Source organism: Mycolicibacter arupensis, from assembly GCF_002086515.1.
Taxonomy (GTDB): domain Bacteria; phylum Actinomycetota; class Actinomycetes; order Mycobacteriales; family Mycobacteriaceae; genus Mycobacterium; species Mycobacterium arupense.
Window position 1 is genome coordinate 86,932 of sequence record NZ_MVHH01000011.1, and the last position, 23,368, is coordinate 110,299.

A 23,368-nucleotide genomic window follows, 5' to 3' on the forward strand; every position below is an offset into this window, starting at 1 on the left:
CCAAGATCAGGGTGGCCGAAGGGATGGCGGTCGGAAAACTCCGGCGAAGAGTATCCGCAGGGCGTGGCCGCTGACCGCGGCGCCCCAACTCCCCGTCGGGCCATACAGTTCGCGCCGACCGTCCAGGGCATGCCACCGATCGGCCGGCGGGGCGCCCGGGTGCAGATACAGCGCTACGCCCAGCGCTTCCAAGGCGGCCCAAACCTCGTCGTACTCGGGTGCATCCAGGCAGTGTCCGCCCGGTCTGTGGATGCAGTCATTGACCAGCGCCCCGGACAACCCGAGCTGTCGCACGCAGCGTTCCAGCTCGACCGCCGCCCCGGCCGGGTCCTGCAGCGGCAAGGCCGCAAAACCGCGGAACCCAAGGGTGTAATTTCATCGTTTCGGCGCCGATTCCGTCTGAAGTCCTCACGCCCAACGGCTGTGTCGCCGCCGTGGTGGTGACTGCTGGGGCCGAAAGTACTGGCGCTCCTAAAATCCTTAGCGGTCGGGCGCGATGCGCTGATTGTGCCGTCGGCGCTGGCGAGTTGGCGGCGTGCACATTTTTGAACGAACAGCGGATGAGGTCGCACAGGGGGCTGGTGTCCAAGCGGGCGTAAGCATGTTTGGTCGCGGCCGACAGGCCGATCTTGCAGACAGCATGGCTTTTCGGCAGTCGAAGACGGCGACAGAGCGTCCGGGTTCGCAAACGGCGACGGCCAGCTGCAGGAGCGCGGCGCGAAGGACTTTAACGTGGTCGCCTATTCCCCCCTGCACGGGGCAACGCCGCGGCATCCCGATTCCGAGACCAATCTCCTTGTGCCGCTAGACCATACCGCGGCTGCCGCGAAGTCCAGTATCCACCGTGTCATCGGCGTCACCGTCACGATGTGCACGTCCGATTCGGATATCGAACTGGCACAGGCGTTCTGTTCACACCGCATCCCACTCGAAGCCACTGTGATGATGGTCAGCGGACGGCGGACGTTCGCGCTCAGCTGAAGGAGGCGGCGGTCGGGATTCCGATGCTGTCCTCGGTGTTGGCGCTTTTGTTGCTGTCGTTCGCCCGGCAAGCCAGGCCGGGCTGGCCGTGGTGGCGTGTCTGGGGGCGACTCGGTGAACGTCGATACCAGCCCGACTACTTCCGCTTCTCCGTAGGCCCGCGGTAAGACATTGTTCAAGCTTGCGGGAGGGGCGTCTGTGTTGCTTGTGGTGGCGAACCCCGCAGATTTCTAGGGCAGTGCAGGGCGGTGGACGAGGCCGGGTTTCGACTCGCGGTGATCATAACGGTGGCCGCTCGCAACAGGAACTGCAAACTTATTGTGCGGGCGCCACGGTTTGTTGTCGGGTGGGCGCATGGACTCTGACGATGCAGGAGAACATCGATACCCACCGCACTGCGACGTCCGCGTGGCCGGATCGTCTATCAGGTCATCGAGCGCTGTGCGGGACGGGAATGCGGTGCCAGCAGGCGCAGTTCATTGCGCAGACCCGATTGCGCAGACCCGTCTGCCTCGGAGGGTTGAAGTCCTTGGAGCCGGGCTTGTTGATCCGGTTCAGCGATACGAGTGCGCTACAGCTACGTAATGGATCCATAACCAGGAATATCTATCGTGCGACAGATTGGTAGCAAGGGAGTCTGCAGAATGTCGACGCTCCGAGTTCGCGGCGGCCGGCTAGCCCGGTTGGTCGGCCGCATTGGATTTGTTGTGGCACTCGTGCTCTTCGTAGGTGGCTGTGGCGGGGGCGGTGGTGCCCCGGATACAGTCCGGATTGGGACTTTCGCCAGCGCAGTCGATTACGCACCGTTCTATATCGCGCGCAAGCAACGGTTGTTCGAATCCGCCGTCGGCGCCGGCACGAAAGTCGACTACGTGGAATTCGACTCGGCGCCAGCCGTCACAGAAGCGTTGGCGACAAACCGGGTCGACATGGTCTTCATGGCCGAGCCGCCGGCTCTAATCGCCGCGGCGGCGGGAGTTCATTGCAGGATTGTGGCTCTGGGCGCGAGCCTGGTCCAGGACATCCTCGTACCGATCGACAGCAAGATCGCGAGCGCTGCCGATTTGGGCGGAGCGCGCGTCGGTGTGTTAGCGGGTACGTCGTCGCATTACGCCTTGATCAAGATCGCCAAGGATGCCGGCGTCGATCCCAAGTTAATTCAAGTGATCGATATGGCCCCGCCGGACGCGAAGGCGGCGTTCGAATCAGGTCACCTGGATGCGTGGGCGGTGTGGCCGCCGTTCGTGCAGCAGCAGCTTGTCCAGAAGACCGCCAGGCTGCTACCGGCAGGCGATGCTGCGATCCAGTCCATCGCGGTTGCACGGCCCGGGCTGGCCGAAGATGCACTGGCCGTTTACTCCGCTTTGGTCGCTGCCATCGGCAAAGCAAAGGAGTTCATCCGCGCATCACCGGCAGAAGCGAAATCGATTGTGGCCACTGAAGTTCGGGTCGATCCGGAGGTGGTCGAATTGGCCTGGCCGCGCCACGACTTCACCGCCACGCTGACTCAGGAGGTCATTGCCGACATCCAGGCGAAGGCCGATTTCCTGGCCGATGCTGGCTTCATTCAGCAGAAGGTCGATGTCAAGGACCTGGTCGGACCTCCGCGATGACGATGATGGTGACTGCGCCCGTGGCGACAAATGCGCCCCGTCGACGCCGGCGGTTCTTCGATCGTCTGACAAGCTGCGTACTTGCGCTGGCCGTACCGATCGGACTGGTCGTGGCATGGCACGTCGCGGTGGTCAGCGGCGTCCTGCCGCACACGCTCGTTGCTGGACCGCTCGACTCACTCGAAGCGTTCGTCAGGCTGGCGATGGATGGAACGCTGATCGAGCACGCGTGGGTCAGTGTGCGCCGCATAGCGATTGGCTTTGCCATCGGCAGCACGGTCGGCATTCTGGCAGGGGCGGTGATCGGCACCAGCCCGTTGGCAGCCAAAATCCTGGAGCCCACCGCCTTGACGTTGATTCCGGTCCCGGCGGTGGCGTGGATTCCGGTGCTGGTCATCGTGTTTGGCATCGGAGAGCTCTCAAAGGTGACCTTGGTGGCGATCGGGTCCGCCACCACGCTGATCCTGGCGACCGCTGCGGGGATTCGTTCTGCCTCGCAAGATCTCGTGGAGGTCGCGCAGCTCTACGAGAAGTCGCGCTGGACAGTGCTGCGGACGGTGTTGCTGCCGTCGGCGGCTCCGTCGATTGTCGCATCGGCGCGCGTTGCGATGGCGCTGTCGTGGACACTGTTGGTCGCGGCGGAGGTCATCGCGTCGGCTAACGGGTTGGGATGGCTCATCTGGGATTCGCGCAACTTCGCACGGCCCGCTGCCATGATCGCCGGAATGCTCGCAATCGGCATTCTCGGAAAGGCCACCGATGGGCTTCTCGCCCGCTTCGGCCGCTACCTCACCCGCTGGGACCGCTCCTACCGTGGCTGACGTGAATGGCGCGGAGGTGCCGGCCCTGCAAGTACGAATTCGCGAGAAACGGGTCACGGTCGGCAAGCGTCCCCTGGATGTGCTGAGCGAGGTCAACTTCGACGTCCGCCGTCAAGAGGTTGTCGGCATCGTGGGTGGCAGCGGAGCTGGCAAGACGTCGCTGCTGCGCGCGATCGCGGGCCTTGACACCACGTTCGTTGGCGAAATCCGGGCCTTCGGTCGACTCGTTCGGGGACCCGGCCGGGACCGGGGCCTGGTCTTCCAGGAGCACCGACTGATGCCGTGGATGTCGTTGTCTGACAACGTCGCCTACGCGCTGCCGTTCCGGAGACCGGCCGCCCAAATCGAAAAGCAAGTCGTCCATGCGCTCGACCTGGTCGGGCTGGCCGGTTTCGGCAAGGCGTGGCCGAATCAGCTTTCCGGCGGCATGGCGCAGCGAGCCTCCTTGGCCCGCGCCTTGGTCACCACTCCCGAGATCCTGCTGCTCGACGAGCCGCTGGGCGCGCTGGACAGCCTGCTGCGCAGTCAAATGCAAACCGAACTCGAGCGGATCATCCTCGACGAGGCGCTCACCGCGATCCTGGTGACCCACGACGTCGACGAGGCCGTGCTACTGGCAGACCGGGTGATTGTGATGGCTGGTCCACCCGGACGGATCATCGCCGACATGGCGCACCCCCAGCCCCGCCCGCGGGACGTGGCGGACCCAGCACTTCAGGCCCTCCGCGCCCAGATCCTCACTGTTTTGCATCAAGGAGGCAGGAATGGACATCTACTGGTACATCCCCACCCACACCGACGGCCCACACCTGTCGACGATGCACCGGGCGCGGGCGGCTAACCTGCGTTACATCACCCAAATCGCGCAGGCCGCAGACGATCTGGGCTATGTCGGAGTGCTGGTCCCGACGGGCTCGGTGTGTGAAGACGCATGGATCACCGCGTCGTTTCTGGCACCCGAGACCACGAGCCTGCGATTCATCGTCGCTGTCAGGCCCGGGCAGTCGACCCCGTCGATGACGGCTCGAATGGCCTCGGCCTTCGACCGCTACAGCAGGGGTCGGCTCACCGTCAACGTGGTCTGTGGAGGCGATCCGGTCGAACTGGCCGGCGACGGTGTCTTCCTGTCGCATGGCCAACGCTATGAGCAGGCCGACGAGTACATCCAGGCGTGGACCGACCTGCTGCAGGGCAAGACCGTGGACATGAACGGCCGATATGTCCGCATCGAAGGGGGGCAGCTTCACTACCTTCCCCTGCAGGAGCCGCACCCTCCGCTGATGTGCGGCGCCTCCTCTGGCGCTGGGCAAGCGTTCGCCGCGAAATGGATCGACACCGTGCTGACGTGGGGCGAACCACCGGAGCAGGTGCAGCCGAAACTCGACGAGATGCGGGCCAAGGCACACGCTGCCGGGCGACGAGTCACCTTCGGCATCCGGCTACACACCATTGTGCGGGAAACGAGCAGAGAAGCGTGGGCGGCCGCCGATGACTTGATCCGCTACGTGCGCGACGAGGACGTCGCCGCCTCCCAGGCGGCGCTGGCCCGCTCTGAGTCGGAAGGCCAACGCCGCATGGTGGCCCTGCACCGTGGCTCGAGGGAGCACCTCGAGGTGAGCCCCAACCTCTGGGCAGGCGTCGGTCTGGTCACCGGCGGGGCCGGCACCGCGCTGGTGGGCAGTGTCGAGGAGGTCCGTGACCGGATCATGGAGTACCACGACATCGGCATCGACACGTTCATCCTCTCCGGGTATCCGCACCTCGAGGAGTGCTACCGGGTCGCTGAGACGCTGTTCCCGCAGCTGCCCTTCGAACCGAAGGTGAACAGCCTACAGCCGAAGGTGATCCCCGGCGGCTGGTGATCGACTGTCAGGACAAGGTGTTGGCCTCGCTGACCACAGCGGCGCCCGCCAGGTTGACCGGAAATCGCCTCAGCTGCAGTCGCTTCCGTCATGGAGCGGGTATTCAGGCCCACTCGCCGCGACACGATGGACGTGTGACGACGTGGGCGTGATAGCCGTCGCCGTCAAGTATCGGGCTCGGATTCTGGCGCCTCTCCGTTTCACATCGGAGAGGCCGCCCTGCCGCGGTCTTCGAGGATGACCCCGGCACCGCACGTGTCGTGTGACGGCTGGCCTGGCGGGCCGCGGTCGCGTGACCCGCCAGGCCGTGCGGTTCACGGCTGCACGATTGGGAAGTCGATTTCGGTGTGCGCGACGTTGTTGAAGTAGTTCGTCAGCACGTTAAGGCCCACGTGGCCAATGACTTCGGCGATCTCGGCGTCGGTCAGACCTGCGCGGCGCGCGTTTTCCAGATCGGCGTCATCGATGTGGCCGCGGTGTTCGTTGACGGCCACCGCGAATGCAAGGATCGCGGCGGTTTTGGGGTCGTCCGCATCTGCTTTGCGCGCCGACCCGATTTGATCGGCGCTGAGTCCCGCCGCCTTTTCACCCAGGTAGCTGTGTGCGGACAGGCAATACGAGCACCCATTGGCCTGTGCGATGGCGATGGCGAGGCGTTCGCGGGTGGAGCCCGGCAGCGTTCCGCGGTCGAGAGCGCCGGCCAAACCGAGATATCCGCGCAGCAGCGCCGGACTGTGCACCATCGCGCGGGTGAGGTTGGGAATCGTGCCCAATGCCTGCTGCACGGAGGCCAACGCCTCGGCCTGGTCGTTGGTCGCGTCGGCGTCGGTGACAAGGGACAGCGTGCTCATTGGTTCTCCTCCAGTATTGTTCGGGTTGATGGCCTTACACCGCATGCCAGATCGATGAGGCCACTGGTTAGACGCCCGTGCAGCTGATCTGTTACACGGGCCGCAATTTCGGCTGGGGAGCGGTGCTGGGTAATGGGCGAACACATCCGCACGGTCGTCGACGACCGGTGGGCTAGCGAGGACGAGTTCGTCGACGCGTTGCGGGCCGGGGACACCGAAGCATTCCGCCTACTGGTCGACACGATGCATGCACCCCTGGTCCGCATGGCGCGGATCTACCTGTCGGCGTCCATTGCAGAAGATGCCGTGCAAGACACGTGGACGTCGGTGGTTCGCACGATCGGGAGCTTCGAAGGTCGTTCGACGGTCAAGACGTGGGTGTTCCGCATCATGCTCAACCGAATACGGACGCTGGCCCGAACACAGGGGCGCACCGTGCCATTTGCCGTCGCAGGTCCGGAGGCGGATCCGTACCCGTCGGTAGATCCCAACCGGATGGTTCACGCCGAACTGGGTGCCCACCACTGGTCTGACGTGCCCGCAAGGTGGGACCTGTTGCCAGAGCAACGACTGCTTTCTCGCGAAGTGCGCACCTTGATCTCGCACGCCTTGGCCAAACTGCCAGACGCGCAACGCGAGGTGGTCTCGATGCGCGACGTCGAGGGCTGGACGAGCGAGGAAATCTGCGACGCGTTGGGGATCTCGGCGGTCAATCAACGCGTGCTGCTGCATCGTGGGCGCGCCGCCCTGCGGGCTGCGCTGGAGGAGTATCTCGATGACTGACGAATTCATCACCAACGAACTGCAACTGGCGTGCAGCGACGTGATCGAGCTGGTCACGACGTATCTCGATGACGCACTGAGTAACACAGACCTGCGCCGGTTCGAACAACACCGACGCGGCTGCGAAGCCTGCCGAGTCTTCATCGACCAGATTCGCCGCACCGTCAAGATCACTGCCGCCGCGCGCGACGACGCGGTGCAGGTGCGCCCGGCGAACTTCGACGCTCTGGTCGCCGAGCTGCGACGGCGGGGCCGTAGCTAGGGCCATCGTGTGCAAATCCACGCCGAACTCGATGCCCCCGAACGTCGCATGCCGCCGATGATGGCCCATGGCTGCGCGGGGGACAACGAAACTCGAGTCCCCGCCAGTTGTGCGTTCGGACCCGACAGGGCTTGGTGCTCAAGCGAGTTCATCGTCTGTACTGTTTGGTACACTAGGCGAGATCGCTGTCGACAGGCTCGATGACACCACCGACGGGGAAGGCGTGCTATGACAAGCTCTAAGTTCACCACTTTCAGCGAGAAGGTCGCAGAATTGGCGGAGCAGTTGGCCGGCGTGGCTCCGCCTGAGGTGCTCGAGGTCTTCGCCGCCGACCAGCGCGAGCTCCAGGCGGCCGGGGTGCCGGCGTCGGTGGCCGTGCCTGGGACGCGATTCCCGATCGCTGAGCTCATTGGGGCGGACGGGACGTCAGTCTCGTCGGCCGACGTGCTGGCCGGAGCACCCACGGTCGTGGTCTTCTATCGGGGGGCGTGGTGCCCGTATTGCAACATCGCGCTGCGCGTTTACGAACAGGATTTGGTGCCGGCGCTGGAGGCCCGCGGCGTTCGTCTGGTGGCCATCAGCCCGCAGAGCCCGGATGGTTCGGTGTCGATGCAGCAGGCCAATGAGCTGAGCTTCGCGGTGCTCTCCGATCCGGGCAACCGCATCGCCGCCGCGTTGGGCATCGTTATCGCGCCCAGCGACGAAGCGCAGGCCGCGCAGAAGCAGCTGGGGCTTGATCTTGCGGCGGTGAACGCCGACGGCACCGTTGCGCTGCCGATGCCCACGGTGGCGATCGTCGATGCCGAGTCGGTGTTGCGGTGGATCGACGTGCATTCTAATTACGCCACGCGCACCGAGCCTGAAGACATCTTGGCGGCGGTCGACCGTGTTCTTGGCCGCGCGGCCACGTCAGCGGCGACCACACCTTCTCTTGCCCCGGTGGCGCCCCGCCTGGAAGAACTGGCCGACGAACTCGGTGTCAAGTCCGTTCTGGTCATGCGCTCGGACCCCGATTCCATGGTCGTCGCGGCGACGGCGGGCCCGGGCACCGCCTTCTATCGGGTGGGCGCCGCAGGCTCCAAGGCCGGCGCCGCACCGGATCGGGTGCCGCTGTATTGCGAACGGGTGGTCGACGGCGGGGAGGCGATCTTCGTGCGTGACTCCCGCCTCGATGACACCTTCGCGGGCAACGAGGATGAGACCGAGTTCGGCTTGAGTAATTACCTCGGGATGCCGGTCCGAGACGCCGGCGGGCACGTGGTGGGGACGGTGTGTGTTCTTGATGACCACGCACGCGACTATGACGGGGCCGCCCGCGACCACCTCGACGCGCTGCGCATCGAGGTGGAGGCGATCGTGGCAGCCGACCCGTCGGCGCTTGTCACCGATGATCGGTAGTCAGCGAGCGGCGGCGACAAATCGGTGGATGGCTTCGTCGGCGCGATCTTGGATCGTGGTGTCGGCGAAGTCTGCCAGGATCGTCGCCTGGTCGACGACGGGCCCGGTGAGCTTCCCGGCGCCACTGGCGTAGAACACTCCGCTGCGGTACGAGTCATCGACGATTGCGTCAACCAGACGTCGCGCGCCGACGTCGAGCTTGTGCGCAAGGCCGAACAGCGGTGCGATGTAGGGCATCACGACGCGGCTCATGACGGTCCTCACTATCGGGTTGGTGTGCTCGAACGCGTTGGTGCCTGCGGTGTTGCCCGGGCTCACGGTGAGCAGACGAAGGTCGGGATGGCGGCGTGCCAGGGCCGATATCCACAGTGCACCAAGATATTTCGCGTGGGCGTAAGCCAGCATCGCGGTGGCGCGCCTGCCGGTGTAGAAGGATCCGTCGATGACGCCGGCGAACTCGTCGGCGGAATGGTGGGCGAAGGTTGGGGGTGGGATGCGCAATTGAACAACACCACGGGCAGCCTCGCTGCCGGTCAGCACGGCGGCGGCGGTTAACATTTCACGCTGGATCAGCGCCTCCAGCAGCATCACGTGCCCCAGCACGTTTGCGGCGAAGACCTCGGTGACACCATGGTCGTTGAGCGCCAATGGTTTTGGCCCGCCGAGGCCGCCAGCGTTCAAGACGACGGTGTGCAGCGGTTTGGTGATCGTGTCGAGGGCCGATTGCACAGATCCGGGATCGGCGACGTCCATGTGCAGGATTTCGAACAGCGCGGTGTTCGTGGCGCGCTCGAGGTCGGATCGTGCCGACGCGGCTCGCGTGAGGTTGCGACACGCGAGGAAGATTGTCGAAAATGCGCCGCGCAGTGCCAGTTGCCGTGCGATCTCCTTGCCGATCCCGGAATTCGCGCCCGTGATGAGAATGGCCCGATCCGTCCGTGTCATCGCCGCTCCGACCGCCGAAAGTCTGACTTTACCGTTCGGTACACTACATCACGATCACCTGCCTCACACCTGGAGCTGCCCGATGAGCGTTGGCCTGCCTGAAGTTTTTCGGACCCCGGAGGGCCGATTCGCCCACCTGCCTGGCTATGACTTCACGCCGCACTATGTCGACGTTGACGGTCTGCGGATCCATTACCTCGACGAGGGCCCGCGCGAGGGCACGCCGATCGTGTGTTTTCACGGCGAGCCGAGTTGGGTTTACCTGTACCGCAAGATGATCGGCCCGCTGGTGGCCGCGGGCCACCGTGTCATTGCGCCGGACTACGCCGGCTTCGGGCGCTCGGACAAGCCGACTGACCCGAACTGGTACACCTTCGACCGGCACGTGCAGATCGTCAGCGCGGTGCTCGATCGCCTCGACGTGCAGCAGGCGACGGCCGTGGTGCAGGACTGGGGCGGCCCGATCGGCCTGCGCTGGGCCGTCGAGCACTCCGATCGCGTGGCTGCACTGGCGATCTTCAACACCGGGCTGTTCACGGGGCGGGTGTCCAAAGGGTTCCTGTCCTGGCGCGAGTTCGCCGAGAAGAACCCCGACCTCCCGGTCGGAATGGTGATCCAGGGTGCGACGGCCACCGACCTGGCCGACGACGTCGTCGCCGCCTACGACGCGCCCTTCCCCACGCCCGAGTCCAAAGCCGGGGCGGCCCGCTTCCCGCTGCTTGTCCCCATCACGGGCGACGACGTCGGGGCCAACGAGATGCGGGCGGTCATCGACCAGCTGTCGCGGTGGCAGAAGCCGGCCCTGGTGGCGTTCTCCGACCAGGACCCCATCTTCCCCTTCCCCCGAGCTGGTCAGGTGTTCTGTGACCTCATCCCCGGCGCCATCGATCAGGTGCGCATCGAAGGCGCATCGCACTTCCTGCAGGAGGATCGCGGCGAGCTCCTCGCCCACGAGGTGCTCAAGGTGGCGCCGTGACGAAAGTGTGACGGCTGGTGGCAACGACCCGTTGGCCGTGTCACGCTGAATTCATCGGCCCGGCATTCCGCCGCGCCGACCGGGGATCTGGGGACCCGATGATTGTCGAGGGCGAGAAATGACGTCTAAGGCTGGCCGGATGCGGTGGTGGTGGCGGCGGCGCGGGGTGATGCGGTCGCGCCCGCTGCGGTGCGAGGAGATGGTCGAGCTGGTCACGGCGTATCTGGAGGACGCGCTCGATGCCGACGATCGCGCGCGCTTTGAGACGCATCTGCACGGATGTGAGGGCTGCGCCGCTTATTTGGACCAGTTGCACGCCACGGTCGGCACTCTGGGCGGCATCCGTGAGGAGCACCTCGATCCGGTCTACCGCGCCCGGCTGCTGGCCGCCTTCGCCGAGACGGCGGGCTCATGGTAACCCGGATCGCCGGTGAGCAGGCGTTGGTCACGGGGCTTCGCGCGGGTGATCAGCGTGCCTTTGCTCAACTGGTCGACGAGCACACGCCCGCCCTGTTGCGTGTCGCACGCGCCTACGTCTCCGATCACCCGACAGCCGAGGACGTGGTGCAAGAGACTTGGATCGCCGTGGTGAAGGGCATTAGGGGTTTTGAGGGCCGATCCTCGCTCAAGACGTGGCTCTTTGCGGTGTTGACAAACATCGCCAAGCAGCGCGGGGTTCGCGATCATCGGCGCAACGAGACCCTCACCGACTTCGGTGCGGCCACCGTGGATCCAGCGCGCTTTCACCGTCCCGGCGAGCCCGGCGCCGGCTCGTGGAAACAGCCGCCGGCGCCGTTCCCGGACAGCCCGGAGGGCTCGGTTCTGCATCGCGAGTTGTTGGAGGTTGCCCGGCGTGAGCTGGACAAGTTACCCGAGGGACAACGCGCCGTGGTGACCCTGCGCGACCTTCTCGGGTTCGACGCCGCGGAGGTCTGCGAGGTGCTCGACATCACCGCGGGCAATCAACGGGTGCTGCTGCACCGCGGACGCGCAGCGATCCGTCAAAGTCTTGAGGATTACCTCAGCGCAGGCCAGCGAGAGTTCTGACGGCTCAACGGGTTTGGCGCTTGCGGCGGGCCGATCCGGGTTTGGCGGGTGCTGAAGTAGCCGCCCAGCGGTGAAGTTCGGTGACCGCGCCGTCGAGGGTGTCGCGTAGCACGGTGACGTTTCCGCGCACACGGGCGAGCAACATCCCGCCCTGCAGGGCGGCGATGACCATGGCGGCCAGGCGCGCCGGTTTCGCCGTGTGCACCAGGTCGCCGCGATCCTTCATCGCCTTCAGCCCGCGCGCCAGGGGGGCTTCCCACCGAGCGAACGCGGCATCCAGGCTGGGGCCAAACGTGTCATCGTTTTTCAACTCGGCCGCGATCGTTCCCAACGGACACCCGAACGGGCCGCCCCTTCGGGATTGCTCGCGCACGATGCGGGCCATCCACGCGTCGATGCCCTGCCAGGAGTCGGTGTGGTCGAGTTCGGGTTGCTGCGCGGCGAGCACCAACTCCAGTTGCCGCTCGATCACCGCGGCCACCAGGTCGGCCTTGCCGTCGAAATAGTGATACATCTGGCCCTTGCCGGCGCCCGCGGCGGTCAGCACGTCGTCGAGGCTGGTGGTGCTCACGCCGTTGTGATACATCAACGTGGCCGCGGCGTCCACGATCTGTGCGCGCGCACGCTGACCGCGCGCGGTCGCTGGGAGCGGGCGCGCCGTGCCGGTCGGTCGCAATGCGGACATCCCGAAAAGGATATAGAAGCAACCCTGGCCGACCGGCACGGCGCGACCGCGGCCGGTGTCACCGCACGTGGGCCAGCAGTTCGTCGACCGACCACTGGTCGTAGGCGTGGATTCCGCGTTTGGCGGCGACCACTTTGCCGTCCGACCCGATCAGGAAGTCTCCCGGCAGCCCCAGGGTGCCTCCGATCGGGTCGTTGTTGTAGACCGGTGTCGGGGTCGGGTCGCCCCGCTTGAGGAGTTGGCGAATCCGCTGGGCCACGACCGGGGCGAGGGCGCGGGGGTCGAGGATGGCCCGCCGCGAGGAACCCACACCGAACTCGTCGTAGAGCAGCTTGGCCGGATCGCCGATGACCGCGAACGGCAGCTCGACCCCGTGGCGGCGCAGTTCGTCATCGCTGGAGTGGAACACCACCACCTCACGGATGCCGGCCGCGGCGATCTCGTCGTAACGCCGCGCCATCGACTGAAGGTGCACGTTGCAGATCGGGCAGCCCGCGAAGCGACGCAACTGCAGATGGACAAGGCGGTCGGGATCCGGGATGCGCACCGTCTCTCCGGATACGGTGACCAGTTCCCGGGGTGCCACCACAGTGCCCGGGCCGACGACGTTGGCTTTTCTCATGAGAAGTACTGCCTTTCAGAAAGTTCGTGGCGGGCCCGCAAGTGACAAAGATAGTGTACTAAACAGTACAGTCGAGGCTGCGGTGGGTAATGGGCGATTTCGCGGCTGTCGGCGTTTCGTCACCATGACCTGACGGTGTACGACAATGCTTGCCGCCCAGGGCCGAATCGCACTTCGGTGGTGGCGTGCCGAGTCGGCGTCGACCATGGCGCCCATCGTCGATCGCGTGGGGGTCACCCACGTAGGGTGTCGGCCAGGGTCCACAGCGACACCCCGAGTAGGACGACGTCCTTGAGCAGGAACTGACCGGTCGACGACAATGCGGGGAATCCGCCGCCGGCCGCTTCGGCGACGCCGGGGGTGCTGAACAGGAAGCTGATCGTCGTCAGGAACAACAGCGTCGCCAGGACGCTGCCGAGCACCGAGAGTTTGGGCGCGATGGGTTTGGCGGCCAGCAGGATCGCGGTGAGGATCTCGAAAACCCCCAGCAGATTGGAGAAGGTCTGCACCGAGAACAGGTTGTAGAGCCAGCTCAACAGTGGGCTGTTGGCGACCAGTGGCTGGATGCCCTCGGCCTCGTAGGCGGTGAACTTCAGCGCACCGATCCAGGCGATCACGACGACCAGGCCGTAGCGGGCGACGAAAGACGCGAGGCCTTCGAGCCTCGCGTGGATGCCCGGATTGGTCAGGACATTGTTGGTAGCCACGAGTTTAACCTCCAAACGGGAGTCTGCTGTCGTTGGTGTGGTGTCGGCCAACCCGGCTTCCGTTACACAGAACAGGGTTTCGGCTCCAAGTTGACCGAATGGTCAACTACGACTCAGGCGCGAGGCGCCTGTCCGCGTGGTCGCTGCCTGTGTGTTTGACAAGGAGTGGACGCGGGCGCCGTAACGGCTGTTCGTGGCGACTGTCAGGTTCGCAACGGTGTCGGGTTTACCGACGCTGTCCGTCAACGGCCGAAGCGAGACGGCAGACGGCGTCGGCGATCTGTTCTGGGTAGTCCTCTTGGAGGAAATGTTTGGCGGGCAACAGGATCGGGTCGTCGATGCCTGATGCCAGTTGCGCGTGAATGCCGTCGTGGCGCAATGTCAGGGCGTGGTCTCGGGCGCCCCAGACGATCTGCACCGGATACGGGGTGTTCCGTACGGCGGACACGTAGCGCCGTTGCTTGTCGGCGGTCGGCTCGAAGCCTCGCATGATCTTCAGGAACGCCCGCCCGCCGTCGTCGCCGAGCAACAGCGGGACATACGCGGCGATTTCGGCCGCCGGAACCTTGCGGCTGACACCCGTGTAGCGCATCAACGACAGGAACACACCGGGCAACTGCAGCGACGCCAGCCACGCCTCGCCCACGCCCGTGTGTGCAAACGGCTCCATCATCCACGGGCGCTGAAAGCTCTCAACGGCCACAGTGGTGTTGAGCATGGTCAACGACCGGATCCGGTCAGGCTGTGCTGCGGCGACTTCGAACCCGATCGGCCCTCCGATGTCGTGCACCACCAGGTGGAAACGTTCGAGCTCCAACGCGTCGACGGCCGCGAGCAACCAGCGGCCAAGGCCGGTCCAGGTGTAGTCGAAGTCCGCCGGACGTTCGGCGTAACCCAGCCCGGGCAGGTCGACGGCAATACCGCGCAGACCCCGGTGCGCCACGGCCGCTACGACCTTGCGGTAGAGATAGCTCGACGCGGGAACCCCGTGCACGCACACCACCGGCTCGGCGTCCGGCGCACCGGCATCGAGGGCAAAGGAGCGCACCCCGGCGGCGGTGAACTCTCTGCCCGATGCCCGGTACCCGGCCAATAATTGCTCGACGGCAAGCGACATTATCCTGTGGATCCGTTCATCTCAGCCTACCCTGTACTGGACAGTACACTACCGGGCGCTGCATACCGTCGCACCGTAGCGTCCGGTGCGGTTGGCGGCCTCGTCAGCAGCCGGTCGGGCAAGAAATGTCGACGTAGGCGGTCGGGTTGGCGCCCCCAGCGTCCTTCTTGACGCCGGTGACGGTGCACGCCGAGAGGTTGGCGCTTGGTGTCCCGTTGATTTGCACGTTGTAGCCCTCGGATTTCAACGAGTTGACGGTGTCGTCGGCCGTCGCCCCCGCGGGTCCGGCTGTGGCAACACCGGCCACGGCCAGCAGGCTGGCGCCGACGATGGAGAATGCGATTCGATTCATGAGGGAACCTCCTTGGTTGGCATGCGTTGGTTGGTTGGCATGCGCTGGGGCCGGCGCCTTCGGCAGCAGCCCTGATTGCCGCACCGCGGCAAAGCAATTGGATCACGCCAATTGTGACGGAACGGTGACCGCCAAGTCTCGACCGGTGGTGAGCGCGTAGGGTTCGATTCAAGACAGCACGATTTTCGAATCAGTGAGTTGATCAGATTCCTTCGGCTGCAAGGAGTTACGGACATGCATACCCTCGCGTCAGCATCGCTTGCTCCAAGACGAGTGTGCTCGCGATGCCCGAAAGACGTTCTGCCTCAGCCGACATCCAACTTTGACCGATCGGTGAACCATGGATGATCTGATGATGAACGACTCGTCGGGCGCTTCCGCTGCGCGACGCCCGCGAGCCTCGGGCACCCTTGGGCGCCGGCTGGCCGGGCGTGCACGGTGGTGGCTGGGTGCGTTGAGTGTGGTCGCGGTTGTGGTGGTGCTTGCTGTGGCCGGTATCCACCATTCGTCCGAACCACAGACGCAGCACGGTGCGTCACGATCCACCGCCGCGTCCTCGGCGATTCAGACGTGGCGCGGCGCGCATCAGCCGTCCGAGGGCGATGCCCTCGCGAGGGGATCGGTGTCGGCGCCGGTCGTGGTGGCGGAGTGGGGTGATTTCCAGTGTCCGTTTTGCCGGGCGTTCGATCTGGACAGCCAGCCGGTGCTGATCGGCGATTACGTGCAGACCGGCAAGGTGCGCTTCGAATGGCATGACCTGGCCAAGTTGGGTCCGGAGTCGGTGCTGGCCGCGCGCGGCGCGCGCGCAGCAGCGCGCCAAGGGGCGTTCTGGGCGTTTCACGACGCGTTTTACCGCGACCAGGCCCCGGAAAACAGCGGGGCGGTGACCGAGCAATCGCTGATGGCGATGGCGCGCAACGCGGGACTCGACGTTGACAGGTTCGTCGCCGACTTGGCTGACCCCGCCATCGCCGACGCGGTCGAGCGCGACCGCAGCGACGCACGGCAGCTCGGCATCACCCACGTGCCCTCCTTCCTGGTCAACGACGAGCTGCTCATCGGTGCGCAATCCTTGGACACGCTTCGTCGGGTCATCGATGCCGCCGCGGTGAAGGCGCCTTGACGTGCTCGACATCGGCTACCTGGCTGCGTTTCTGGGTGGGGTGCTGGCGCTGCTCAACCCGTGCAACGCGCTGCTGTTGCCGTCGTTCTTCGCGTACGCCTTTTCTAGTCCGACGATGATGGTGGCGCGCACCGGTGTCTTCTATCTCGGCCTGGCCGCGGTCCTGGTCCCGTTGGGTGCGGGCACAGGCGGACTGGCGGCCATCCTCACCGAGCATCGGAGGGTGTTGATCGTTGCTGCCGGGACGGTGGTCATCGTTTTCGGCCTGGTTCAGATCCTCGGCGGCGGGTGGACTCTGGCGCCGGTGGTTCGCCTTCAGGCGCGAATGGCCCAGCGCAGCACCTGGATATCGACCGCCGGCCTGGGAGCGGCATACGGCCTGGCCGGCTTCTGTTCCGGCCCAATCCTGGGTGCGGTACTCACGGTGGCGGCCGCCGGCGCGGCCCCAGTGCGCGGTGGCGTGCTGCTGGCCGTCTACGCCGCCGGTATGACCGCGCCGCTGTTCCTATTGACTGCGGCGTGGCAGCGGTTCGACCTCGGGCATCGGAAATGGTTGCGTGGGAGGGCATTTCAGGTCGGTCGGCTGCACCTGCACACCACGTCTGCCATCGGTGGGCTGCTGTTTGTCGCGACCGGGGCGGTATTCGTCTTCTTCGGTGGCAGCACCGGCATCCCCGCCGTCGATCCCAGGATCGCACTGCGGGGCGAGACGGCCGCCGCGGCTCTGGCCGCTCACGTTCCCGACACCGTCGTGGTGCTGGTCGTGCTGGCCGTCGCGGTGCTCACGCTGCGGTGCCGGCGGCGACACCCGCGGGCGGGGGCCGCCGACTCGACACAGCCGCCGGACGGCAGGCCCGCGATCGTCGGTGGTGTCGAGCACTCGGTCCGGCACACCGCGGTGGCAGACCCCGACTGAGGCCGCGGGCTCGACGAATGCGGGTTTCGCTGGACATAGCATCTATCGCATTGACCGTCGGCCTGGCCGTCGGTGTGACGGTCGGGTGTGGCCGCGATGCCGGCTCGCCGGTGTCCACGTCGAGTCCGCCTCCGACATCGGGCGCGGCGCGGCCGGCTGAGCCCGCGACCGCGGGTCAGTTGCGCACTCCGCCCGCGGGCCGGGTGGTGTCGATCGGAGCTGCGCCGGAAGGAATCGTGGTCGGGCGGTCCGGAGTCGGGGCCGTGGCGGTGCGCAATCCCGATGGCGTGGTGTTGTTCACCGCTGCGACAGGTGTGGTGCGTCGACGGATCTCGACCACCGCAGCGGCGCGGCACCTAAGTCTGGCCGGACCGGACGGGCCGGTCCTGGTGCCGATGGAGGGGTCCAACGAGCTGCTGCAGGTGTCGCTTTCGCAGGGCGCGGTTGTTGCCAGGACGACCGGAGTCGGCCACCAGCCGCACGACGCCGCTCAGACCGCGGATGGAACCATCGTGGTCACCAACGAACTCGGCGGCGGTGTCGTTTTCGTCCGCGACGGCCAGGTCATCGGTTCGGCTCCTGGCGGCCCGGTGCAGCCGGGAGGCGTTGCGGGCGTGGGCAAGTACGCGGCCGTCGCCGATGTGCGGGGAAACGGATTATGGGTCTACGACGGCGCCGCGCAGCGGCTGGCCGCGCACGGCCCGGCCGGTGTGAAACTGACCCACGTGGTGGGGTTGTCCACCGATCTGGTTGCACTCGCCGACACCGACGGTGGTGCGGTACTGATCGAGCGAATCGAGCCGCAGATCTCGCAGGTCTCCAGGATCGAGGCTCCCGGCAACCCGTACGGGCTGGCCTACGATGCGCGCCGTGCCCGCCTTTATGTCACCCTGACCGCATCGAACCTGATGCGCGTGATCGACACGACCGACGCCGCGACGCCGCGCATCATCGCTGACGTCCCCACCGTCCAACAGCCCAATTCTGTTGCAGTGGATCCATCTTCAGGCACCGTGCTGATCACCGGCAGCCACCCCGTCGGCCAGGACAACTTGCAGATCGTGTCGCCCGACCGGCTGCCTGCCGGCTAGCCGACCGATTTTCGGCAGGTCCAGAGCCGATCACCGGGTGAACGTATCGCGCCGCTGTGGCCGACGCGCGGCTCGCTCATCGAGTCTTGCTGTTGGCCGGCAGAACATTCACTGCCGCGGTCCTGCCTCGCCGATGGCCAGAAGGTCATCAGGGGTTTGCATCAGCTGCCGCGCCGGGGTGCAGGCGTTGTGGTGGGGGACCGATGGCGGGCGTGATGCTCAATGGTGACCGCACCGTGACGTCGAAGCGGTGTGCGAGCGAGCCACCACGACGGACCGACACCCTTGTGTGTAAACCCTGTCGGCCCGATCCCGAAGGGACTGCAGACTTGGAGTCACAGCGTGCACGCGAGGCGACTCCCGGCTGGCTGGCTCTGCTTGTCGGCCTCGTGGGCATCGTTGCCGGCCTCGCGCTGCCATTCTGTCCGGTGCGGGCCCAAACGACGACGCTGACCTGGCCGGTGCCCGGCCAGCCGGTCGTCTCCAGCAGCGCGATCGTGGTGCCCTACCGACCGCTGCACCTGCAGGCGACGATCCCCTGCGCGGCCCTGCGCGCCGCGACCGCATCTGCCGTACGTGTCATTGCGCTGAGCACCGGTACCGGGCCTGCAGGCCTGACCGTCGGCGGTGATCGCACCGGGATCAGTGTTGCCGCCGACGGGCGCAGCGTGCATTTGCCGGTCGCGCGCCACGACGTCGCATGTGACGTGCACGTCGCAGCCGGACCGGCCGGGATGTCGGTGCGCGACGCCGACTCCGGGCGCACGATCGAGCTGCCCGGCCACCCGGTTCCTGAGGTGTTCGGGTTCCGTACGGACCTCGACGCGGCCGATGCGACCGGGATGCAGGTGCGCCTCGAGGTCGGTGATTCCTTCACCACGTCTCCCGGTCCACTGAAGAACGCCCTGATCGGGGTGCAGCTGATCGCGGCTGCCGCGGCGCTGTGGTTGTTGCCGCGACCCACCGCGCCGCGTCGACGGTGGCTGCGGCAGCGGGATCGACTGTGGTGGGTCGACGTCGCGGTGGTGGCGGTGCTGGCCGGGTGGGCGGTGATCGGTCCGCTGGCCGTCGACGACGGCTGGGCCGCCATGATCGCGCGCAACCAGGCCGAGACGGGCAACCCGGGTAATTACTATCGATGGTGGAACGCCGCCGAGGCGCCGTTCGCGTTGAGCCAGCAGCTGCTGGCACCGCTGACTGGGGTCAGCGTGGCGCCGTTTTGGCTGCGGGGCCCCAGCACCGCATTGGCGATCGCGACCTGGTTTGTGTTGACGCGGGGGGTACTACGCGCGGCTTTGCCCGGGGTCGCGGCGAGCATGCGGGTCCGCAGTTTGGCGGCGTTGTTCCTGCTGGCGACCTGGCTGCCGTTCAACCTCGGTACCCGTCCGGAACCGTATGTGGCGCTGGGTGTTACGGCGGTTCTTGCGCTGGCAATACGCGCTCGCAGTCCGGCCGGTGTGGGCTGGCTGCTGCTGGTCGTCGCAGTCACGGTGCCGATCAGTGCCAACGGCCTTCTGGTCGTGGCCCCGATGATGGTGTTCGCCCCGCGGCTGATCGCGGCAGTGCGCGCGGCATCCGCTCGCATGCACCTGTCGGCGGTTGTCGCGATGCTGTGCTGCGTCGCGGCTGTGGCTCTTACCGTCGTCTTCGCCGATCAAACCTGGGATGGCGTGGTGGTGGCCACCGACTGGCACAACTTTTTCGGGCCGTCGCTGCGGTGGCACGAGGAGCCACTGCGCTATCGGTACCTGTTGGGGTCCGACCAGCAGGGCAGCTTCGCCAAGCGGCTGCCCGTCTTGTTGTCCGTCGCGATGGTGCCGATCACCTTGTGGGCGGGGCTGCGCCGCGGCGATCGGATCGGCCGGCCCGGTGCTCGGCTGGCGGGGGTGGTGGCGACGGCGCTTGCGTTGCTGGCGCTGTCACCGTCGAAGTGGTCCTACCACCTGGGGTCAGCGGCGGGACTACTCGCCGCGCTGCTCACTGTGGGCGTCGTGATGCTCGTCCAGCGAGTCGCTGCGGCCGATCGTTACGGCGTTCTTGCCGGGGTTGTGGGATCGGCGCTGGCCGCCGGAGCGGCGGCGCTGGCCTTCGCCGGGCCGAACGCTTGGTGGCTGCCTGCGGTCTATGACGTCCCGTGGGCCGACACGGCGCCCCGACCGCTCGGCCTGCCGCTGGCTCATCCGGTGTTGTGGCTTGGGCTGGTCGCGGCGCTGTCGGCTGCAGCGGGGATCGCCGCTCGACGGCCGGGTGCCCTGCGGGTGGTGGTCGCGGGTCCCGCCATGATCGCCGTGACCGCTGTCGGTATGGCGCTCGCCCTGCTGGTTGGCTCGTTTGTCGCGGCGCCCATCCGCCGTCCGGCCGGTTCACTGGCCCTGATGAACACGCACTGGATCGGCGGCAGCCGGTCGTGCGGGTTGGCCGATGACATCGAAGTGTTGCCCGACGGCGCGATCCTGGACACCGCGCCCGACCCCGGCGGCGCGATCGCCGGATTCACCGCCCACGGCGGCTTCGTGCCCGGCGCCCCGCCGCCCGACCCCCCGGGGCGAGGCACGTCGACTTTCCTGTGGGGTAGCCGCGCGGCCGGTGTCGCAGCCACGGCAGCCATGACCAGCCCCTGGTTCGTGTTGCCGGTGCTCTCGCCCGACGCCGGCATCGCGGTGTCGGTCTCGGGGCGCACCAACGGCGGCAACGCGCTCGCCTTCGAATTCGGCCGCAGCCAGGGGGCGGAGGTCAGTGTGCTCAGCGACCGCGCCCCGAACGACCGGCCGGCCGCCGGCGAGGATCCCGACCATCCACTGTGGCGCACGATCGGTGTCGATGCCGCCGAGGTGCCCCGCGGCGCTGACCGGGTACGGATCCGGGCGGTCGACGCCCGCACCGACGCCTTCGGTTGGCTGGCGTTCACCGGACCGCGGCTGCGTTCGATCGTGCCCTTGAACCGGTTTCTTGCCGGCCACGGACCGGTTCTGCTCAGCTGGCCGCAGTCGTTCGTGTTTCCGTGCGTGCGCGACATCGCCACGATCTCTGGCGGCGTCGCCCAGACACCCGTCGTGGTGATCGAGTCACCACGACCCTGGCTCACCGAGGACAGAGACCCCGACGTCGGGGGCACCTTCACCGAGCTCGCCCAGTTCGGGAACCTCTACGAGATCCCCAGCCGTCTGGTCGGGCACCCAGAGGTCGACTGGGGAACGGTGAAGGTTTCAGGGGACACAGCCAGCCGCGACGCCTACCAACGCACCGTCACCGAGGTGATCGTCCCCGGCAGCGGAGGTGTCGCGCATCAACGACCCGAACGCTGAGCGCGCAGACTGCCGCCCGCGCGCGATACCGACCGTTGCTGACGGAATCCTCACATGCCCGGCGCTCGCCAGGCAACCAACGCCACCCGGACATAACAATGACCGTGCGCGTCAGGCACCGCGATTGGGTGCAGACGCATCCCGAGCCGACGACCGATCGGCGACTCAACACCACGGGCGTGCCACGCCCTCTACTCGTACCTGGAGGGTGGATGCTGGGACCGCAGTACGAGCGCGCGCTTCTGGGGGAGCGCTGCTGGCTTCGCCACGACGACGGTGAACGCGTAGAGCTGCCGGTGGATCTCTGGCTCGGCCATCACGGCGCGGACCACTCCTTCGACGAAACGGTGGTGTCTTTGTGCACGGGTCCGACGATCGACCTCGGCTGCGGACCTGGACGTCTGGTCGCACAACTGATTCGACGCGGGCTACCCGCACTGGGAATCGATCAATCCGCGACCGCCGTGCGGATCGCCAACCAGCGTGGCGCGCCTGCCCTGCGCGGCGACGTGTTCAGTGCGTTGCCCGGCGAGGGTGGTTGGGGCACCGTGCTACTTGTCGATGGCAACATCGGCCTCGCTGGCGATCCCGTGCGGGTGTTGGCCCGCGCCGCGCGGTTGCTCGCTCCCGGCGGGCAATGCCTTGTCGAGTTCGACCCGGCGACATCGGGTGTCAAGCAGCGACGGGTTCGCCTGGAATCCGACAGCGGGATGGGTCGCTGGTTTGACTGGGCCTCGGTCGGCCTCGACAGCGCCTCGGAGCTGACCGAGCGAGCGGGCCTGACCTTGACCCATACCCACCGCGTGGGCGCACGATGGGTGGCGCAGGTGTCCAAGCCGCGATGATCGGCCCACAACCCGCGACGGACGAAAGACCGGCGCGGGCGGACATCGCGGGTTCTCACGATATGGTTGCTATCGGCCGCCCGATGAGTCATCGAGACTTCGTGTTGAGCACAAGCAGTGTGTTCGCGGTGGCGTCTCGGCATGCGCGGCCGGCGAAGTTGGCATCGGCGCGGTTGGCCGGGGCCCGGGTCAGTTGCGGTGGTGGCGGTGGTAGTGCCGGGCCACTCGTGTCCTGTTGGCGCAGATGTTCTGGGTGCAGAACTTGCGGCGGGGGTCGGAGGCGACGAAGAGCATGCTGCAGGTCGGGTTCTCACATCTGCGCAGGCGATTGTGCGCAGGCCCGACCAGCAGATCGATAAGGCTCTCGGCGACGGCAGCTAGCGCGAGTTCGTACAACCGGTCGGCCGGTGGATGGCGAGTGGTCAGGGCGGCCCACCCGGCTGGGGTCTGCACCAGCTGCCGGGTGCAGGCCACGCTTGATGCGATGTCGTTGACGCGATTGACGACCGCTGCGCTGGGACTGATCCCGGCGATGTGTGCGTCGAGTATCTCGCGAACTGCTTGACGCAGCTCAATGGTGAGCGCAAGTGACGGAGCCGGCGTCCCGTCGGGTAGTCGATCCTGCTGCAGGCCCCACCAGAACCGACACGCCGCCTCGTCGGCAAGCAGATCGACGACTGGATCCCGACTGGTGATGATCGTGTCGGCCAAGTCCACAGCCAAGGGCTCTCCCGCCACGACGAATCCCGCCGCCTGCGCCCTTTGGAGCCGTGACCCGGTATTCATTTAACTAATGCTATCAAGATGTTGACAACGTTAGGCAGCGCGAGTACAAAATCTAACGGTAAACATTGCTGTCAAACGTTAGTTGACGAAAGGAACTCGGATGAACTCGTTGGACCTGCTGCAACAGGCCGATAAGCGCCTGGTCGACCTGGTCTCCACTCTGAGCGTGTCGAATCTGGACGCCCCCAGTCCGTGCTCAGGGTGGAGCGTGCGGTCGCTGCTCAGCCACACTGTCGCCACGATCGACGCCTTTGCGGCGGCCCTCGACGGACAGGGCGGC

Annotated in this window: 25 protein-coding genes and 1 pseudogene; 17 read left to right on the top strand and 9 right to left on the bottom strand. The window is 66.5% G+C overall.

All coding sequences use genetic code 11. The features are described from left to right. Nucleotides 1–6 precede the first annotated feature (6 nt). A pseudogene (locus BST15_RS23030) lies at nucleotides 7–354 on the bottom strand (amidohydrolase family protein); the annotation flags it as partial. 378 nt (nucleotides 355–732) lie between these two features. Between BST15_RS23030 and BST15_RS07915 the strand changes: the two are divergent. The 5 genes from BST15_RS07915 (at nucleotide 733) to ssuD (ending at nucleotide 5,277) form a co-directional block, all read left to right on the top strand. After that, a complete protein-coding gene (locus BST15_RS07915; protein ID WP_023363451.1) occupies nucleotides 733–981 on the top strand; it encodes a hypothetical protein in 249 nt (82 codons plus the stop codon). 644 nt (nucleotides 982–1,625) lie between these two features. After that, complete coding sequence (locus BST15_RS07920) at nucleotides 1,626–2,594, top strand: ABC transporter substrate-binding protein (protein ID WP_023363450.1); 969 nt, start codon at nucleotides 1,626–1,628, stop codon at nucleotides 2,592–2,594. Beyond that, nucleotides 2,591–3,415, top strand: coding sequence for an ABC transporter permease (locus BST15_RS07925; protein ID WP_023363448.1), 825 nt, complete (start codon nucleotides 2,591–2,593; stop codon nucleotides 3,413–3,415). Before BST15_RS07920 ends, BST15_RS07925 begins: the two co-directional genes overlap by 4 nt. A 1-nt stretch (nucleotide 3,416) precedes the next feature. Continuing rightward, nucleotides 3,417–4,256 carry an ABC transporter ATP-binding protein gene (locus tag BST15_RS07930; protein WP_063840604.1) on the top strand — a complete coding sequence of 280 codons (840 nt, stop codon included), beginning with the start codon at nucleotides 3,417–3,419 and terminating at the stop codon, nucleotides 4,254–4,256. Next, entirely contained in the window at nucleotides 4,180–5,277 is a 1,098-nt protein-coding gene (gene ssuD, locus BST15_RS07935; RefSeq protein ID WP_023363445.1) for an FMNH2-dependent alkanesulfonate monooxygenase, read from the top strand. Before BST15_RS07930 ends, ssuD begins: the two co-directional genes overlap by 77 nt. A gap of 314 nt (nucleotides 5,278–5,591) precedes the next feature. Here the strand turns inward: ssuD and BST15_RS07940 are convergent, their stop codons facing one another. Beyond that, nucleotides 5,592–6,173 carry a carboxymuconolactone decarboxylase family protein gene (locus tag BST15_RS07940; RefSeq protein WP_234808413.1) on the bottom strand — a complete coding sequence of 194 codons (582 nt, stop codon included), beginning with the start codon at nucleotides 6,171–6,173 and terminating at the stop codon, nucleotides 5,592–5,594. Nucleotides 6,174–6,260: 87 nt separating this feature from the next. Here BST15_RS07940 and BST15_RS07945 point away from each other — a divergent pair, with 87 nt between their 5' ends. The 3 genes from BST15_RS07945 to BST15_RS22600 all read left to right on the top strand — a co-directional run bounded on the left by BST15_RS07945 (nucleotide 6,261) and on the right by BST15_RS22600 (nucleotide 8,571). Beyond that, nucleotides 6,261–6,911, top strand: coding sequence for an RNA polymerase sigma factor (locus tag BST15_RS07945; RefSeq protein ID WP_023363441.1), 651 nt, complete (start codon nucleotides 6,261–6,263; stop codon nucleotides 6,909–6,911). After that, a complete protein-coding gene (locus tag BST15_RS07950; RefSeq protein ID WP_023363439.1) occupies nucleotides 6,904–7,173 on the top strand; it encodes an anti-sigma factor family protein in 270 nt (89 codons plus the stop codon). Before BST15_RS07945 ends, BST15_RS07950 begins: the two co-directional genes overlap by 8 nt. 228 nt (nucleotides 7,174–7,401) lie before the next feature. Then, the gene (locus tag BST15_RS22600; RefSeq protein WP_234708201.1) at nucleotides 7,402–8,571 is read left to right on the top strand and encodes a redoxin family protein; all 1,170 of its coding nucleotides are present in this window, start codon (nucleotides 7,402–7,404) and stop codon (nucleotides 8,569–8,571) included. Here the strand turns inward: BST15_RS22600 and BST15_RS07960 are convergent, their stop codons facing one another. Further along, nucleotides 8,572–9,516 (bottom strand): SDR family NAD(P)-dependent oxidoreductase, encoded by a 945-nt coding sequence (locus tag BST15_RS07960; RefSeq protein ID WP_023363435.1) that lies wholly within the window; start codon nucleotides 9,514–9,516, stop codon nucleotides 8,572–8,574. Between the two features lie 82 nt (nucleotides 9,517–9,598). Here BST15_RS07960 and BST15_RS07965 point away from each other — a divergent pair, with 82 nt between their 5' ends. From BST15_RS07965 to BST15_RS07975, 3 genes are all read left to right on the top strand, one after another. Beyond that, entirely contained in the window at nucleotides 9,599–10,492 is an 894-nt protein-coding gene (locus BST15_RS07965) for a haloalkane dehalogenase (RefSeq protein WP_033718784.1), read from the top strand. Between the two features lie 118 nt (nucleotides 10,493–10,610). Further along, complete coding sequence (locus tag BST15_RS07970; RefSeq protein WP_306341108.1) at nucleotides 10,611–10,910, top strand: anti-sigma factor family protein; 300 nt, start codon at nucleotides 10,611–10,613, stop codon at nucleotides 10,908–10,910. Continuing rightward, a complete protein-coding gene (locus BST15_RS07975) occupies nucleotides 10,904–11,539 on the top strand; it encodes an RNA polymerase sigma factor (protein WP_023363431.1) in 636 nt (211 codons plus the stop codon). The genes BST15_RS07970 and BST15_RS07975 overlap by 7 nt, the downstream gene beginning before the upstream one ends. Nucleotides 11,540–11,543: 4 nt before the next feature. On the opposite strand, the gene BST15_RS07980 is transcribed toward BST15_RS07975, so the two are convergent. The 5 genes from BST15_RS07980 to BST15_RS08000 all read right to left on the bottom strand — a co-directional run bounded on the left by BST15_RS07980 (nucleotide 11,544) and on the right by BST15_RS08000 (nucleotide 15,022). Next, nucleotides 11,544–12,224 carry a TetR/AcrR family transcriptional regulator gene (locus BST15_RS07980; protein ID WP_046188119.1) on the bottom strand — a complete coding sequence of 227 codons (681 nt, stop codon included), beginning with the start codon at nucleotides 12,222–12,224 and terminating at the stop codon, nucleotides 11,544–11,546. Nucleotides 12,225–12,282: 58 nt separating this feature from the next. Beyond that, the gene (locus BST15_RS07985; protein WP_023363428.1) at nucleotides 12,283–12,846 is read right to left on the bottom strand and encodes a peroxiredoxin-like family protein; all 564 of its coding nucleotides are present in this window, start codon (nucleotides 12,844–12,846) and stop codon (nucleotides 12,283–12,285) included. Nucleotides 12,847–13,079: 233 nt separating this feature from the next. Further along, nucleotides 13,080–13,553, bottom strand: coding sequence for a YkgB family protein (locus tag BST15_RS07990; protein ID WP_023363427.1), 474 nt, complete (start codon nucleotides 13,551–13,553; stop codon nucleotides 13,080–13,082). A 226-nt stretch (nucleotides 13,554–13,779) separates the two neighbouring features. Further along, nucleotides 13,780–14,670: an alpha/beta fold hydrolase gene (locus BST15_RS07995; protein ID WP_023363425.1), complete on the bottom strand. Its 891-nt coding sequence runs from the start codon at nucleotides 14,668–14,670 to the stop codon at nucleotides 13,780–13,782. A gap of 103 nt (nucleotides 14,671–14,773) precedes the next feature. Continuing rightward, nucleotides 14,774–15,022 (bottom strand): hypothetical protein, encoded by a 249-nt coding sequence (locus tag BST15_RS08000; RefSeq protein WP_023363423.1) that lies wholly within the window; start codon nucleotides 15,020–15,022, stop codon nucleotides 14,774–14,776. Between the two features lie 460 nt (nucleotides 15,023–15,482). On the opposite strand from BST15_RS08000, the gene BST15_RS08005 reads away from it, so the two are divergent. The 5 genes from BST15_RS08005 (at nucleotide 15,483) to BST15_RS08025 (ending at nucleotide 22,302) form a co-directional block, all read left to right on the top strand. Next, entirely contained in the window at nucleotides 15,483–16,145 is a 663-nt protein-coding gene (locus BST15_RS08005; RefSeq protein ID WP_050485427.1) for a DsbA family protein, read from the top strand. Between the two features lies 1 nt (nucleotide 16,146). Beyond that, the gene (locus BST15_RS08010) at nucleotides 16,147–17,061 is read left to right on the top strand and encodes a cytochrome c biogenesis CcdA family protein (RefSeq protein ID WP_023363419.1); all 915 of its coding nucleotides are present in this window, start codon (nucleotides 16,147–16,149) and stop codon (nucleotides 17,059–17,061) included. A 50-nt stretch (nucleotides 17,062–17,111) separates the two neighbouring features. Continuing rightward, a complete protein-coding gene (locus BST15_RS08015) occupies nucleotides 17,112–18,152 on the top strand; it encodes an NHL repeat-containing protein (protein ID WP_234708200.1) in 1,041 nt (346 codons plus the stop codon). A 329-nt stretch (nucleotides 18,153–18,481) separates the two neighbouring features. Beyond that, nucleotides 18,482–21,457: an arabinosyltransferase domain-containing protein gene (locus BST15_RS08020; RefSeq protein WP_023363415.1), complete on the top strand. Its 2,976-nt coding sequence runs from the start codon at nucleotides 18,482–18,484 to the stop codon at nucleotides 21,455–21,457. A 212-nt stretch (nucleotides 21,458–21,669) separates the two neighbouring features. Then, the gene (locus tag BST15_RS08025) at nucleotides 21,670–22,302 is read left to right on the top strand and encodes a class I SAM-dependent methyltransferase (RefSeq protein ID WP_023363553.1); all 633 of its coding nucleotides are present in this window, start codon (nucleotides 21,670–21,672) and stop codon (nucleotides 22,300–22,302) included. A 189-nt stretch (nucleotides 22,303–22,491) separates the two neighbouring features. Here the strand turns inward: BST15_RS08025 and BST15_RS08030 are convergent, their stop codons facing one another. After that, entirely contained in the window at nucleotides 22,492–23,088 is a 597-nt protein-coding gene (locus BST15_RS08030; protein ID WP_023363551.1) for a CGNR zinc finger domain-containing protein, read from the bottom strand. A gap of 100 nt (nucleotides 23,089–23,188) precedes the next feature. Here BST15_RS08030 and BST15_RS08035 point away from each other — a divergent pair. Next, nucleotides 23,189–23,368, top strand: a 180-nt coding sequence (locus BST15_RS08035) for a maleylpyruvate isomerase N-terminal domain-containing protein (RefSeq protein ID WP_207572048.1), incomplete at its 3' end; no start/stop codon positions are given.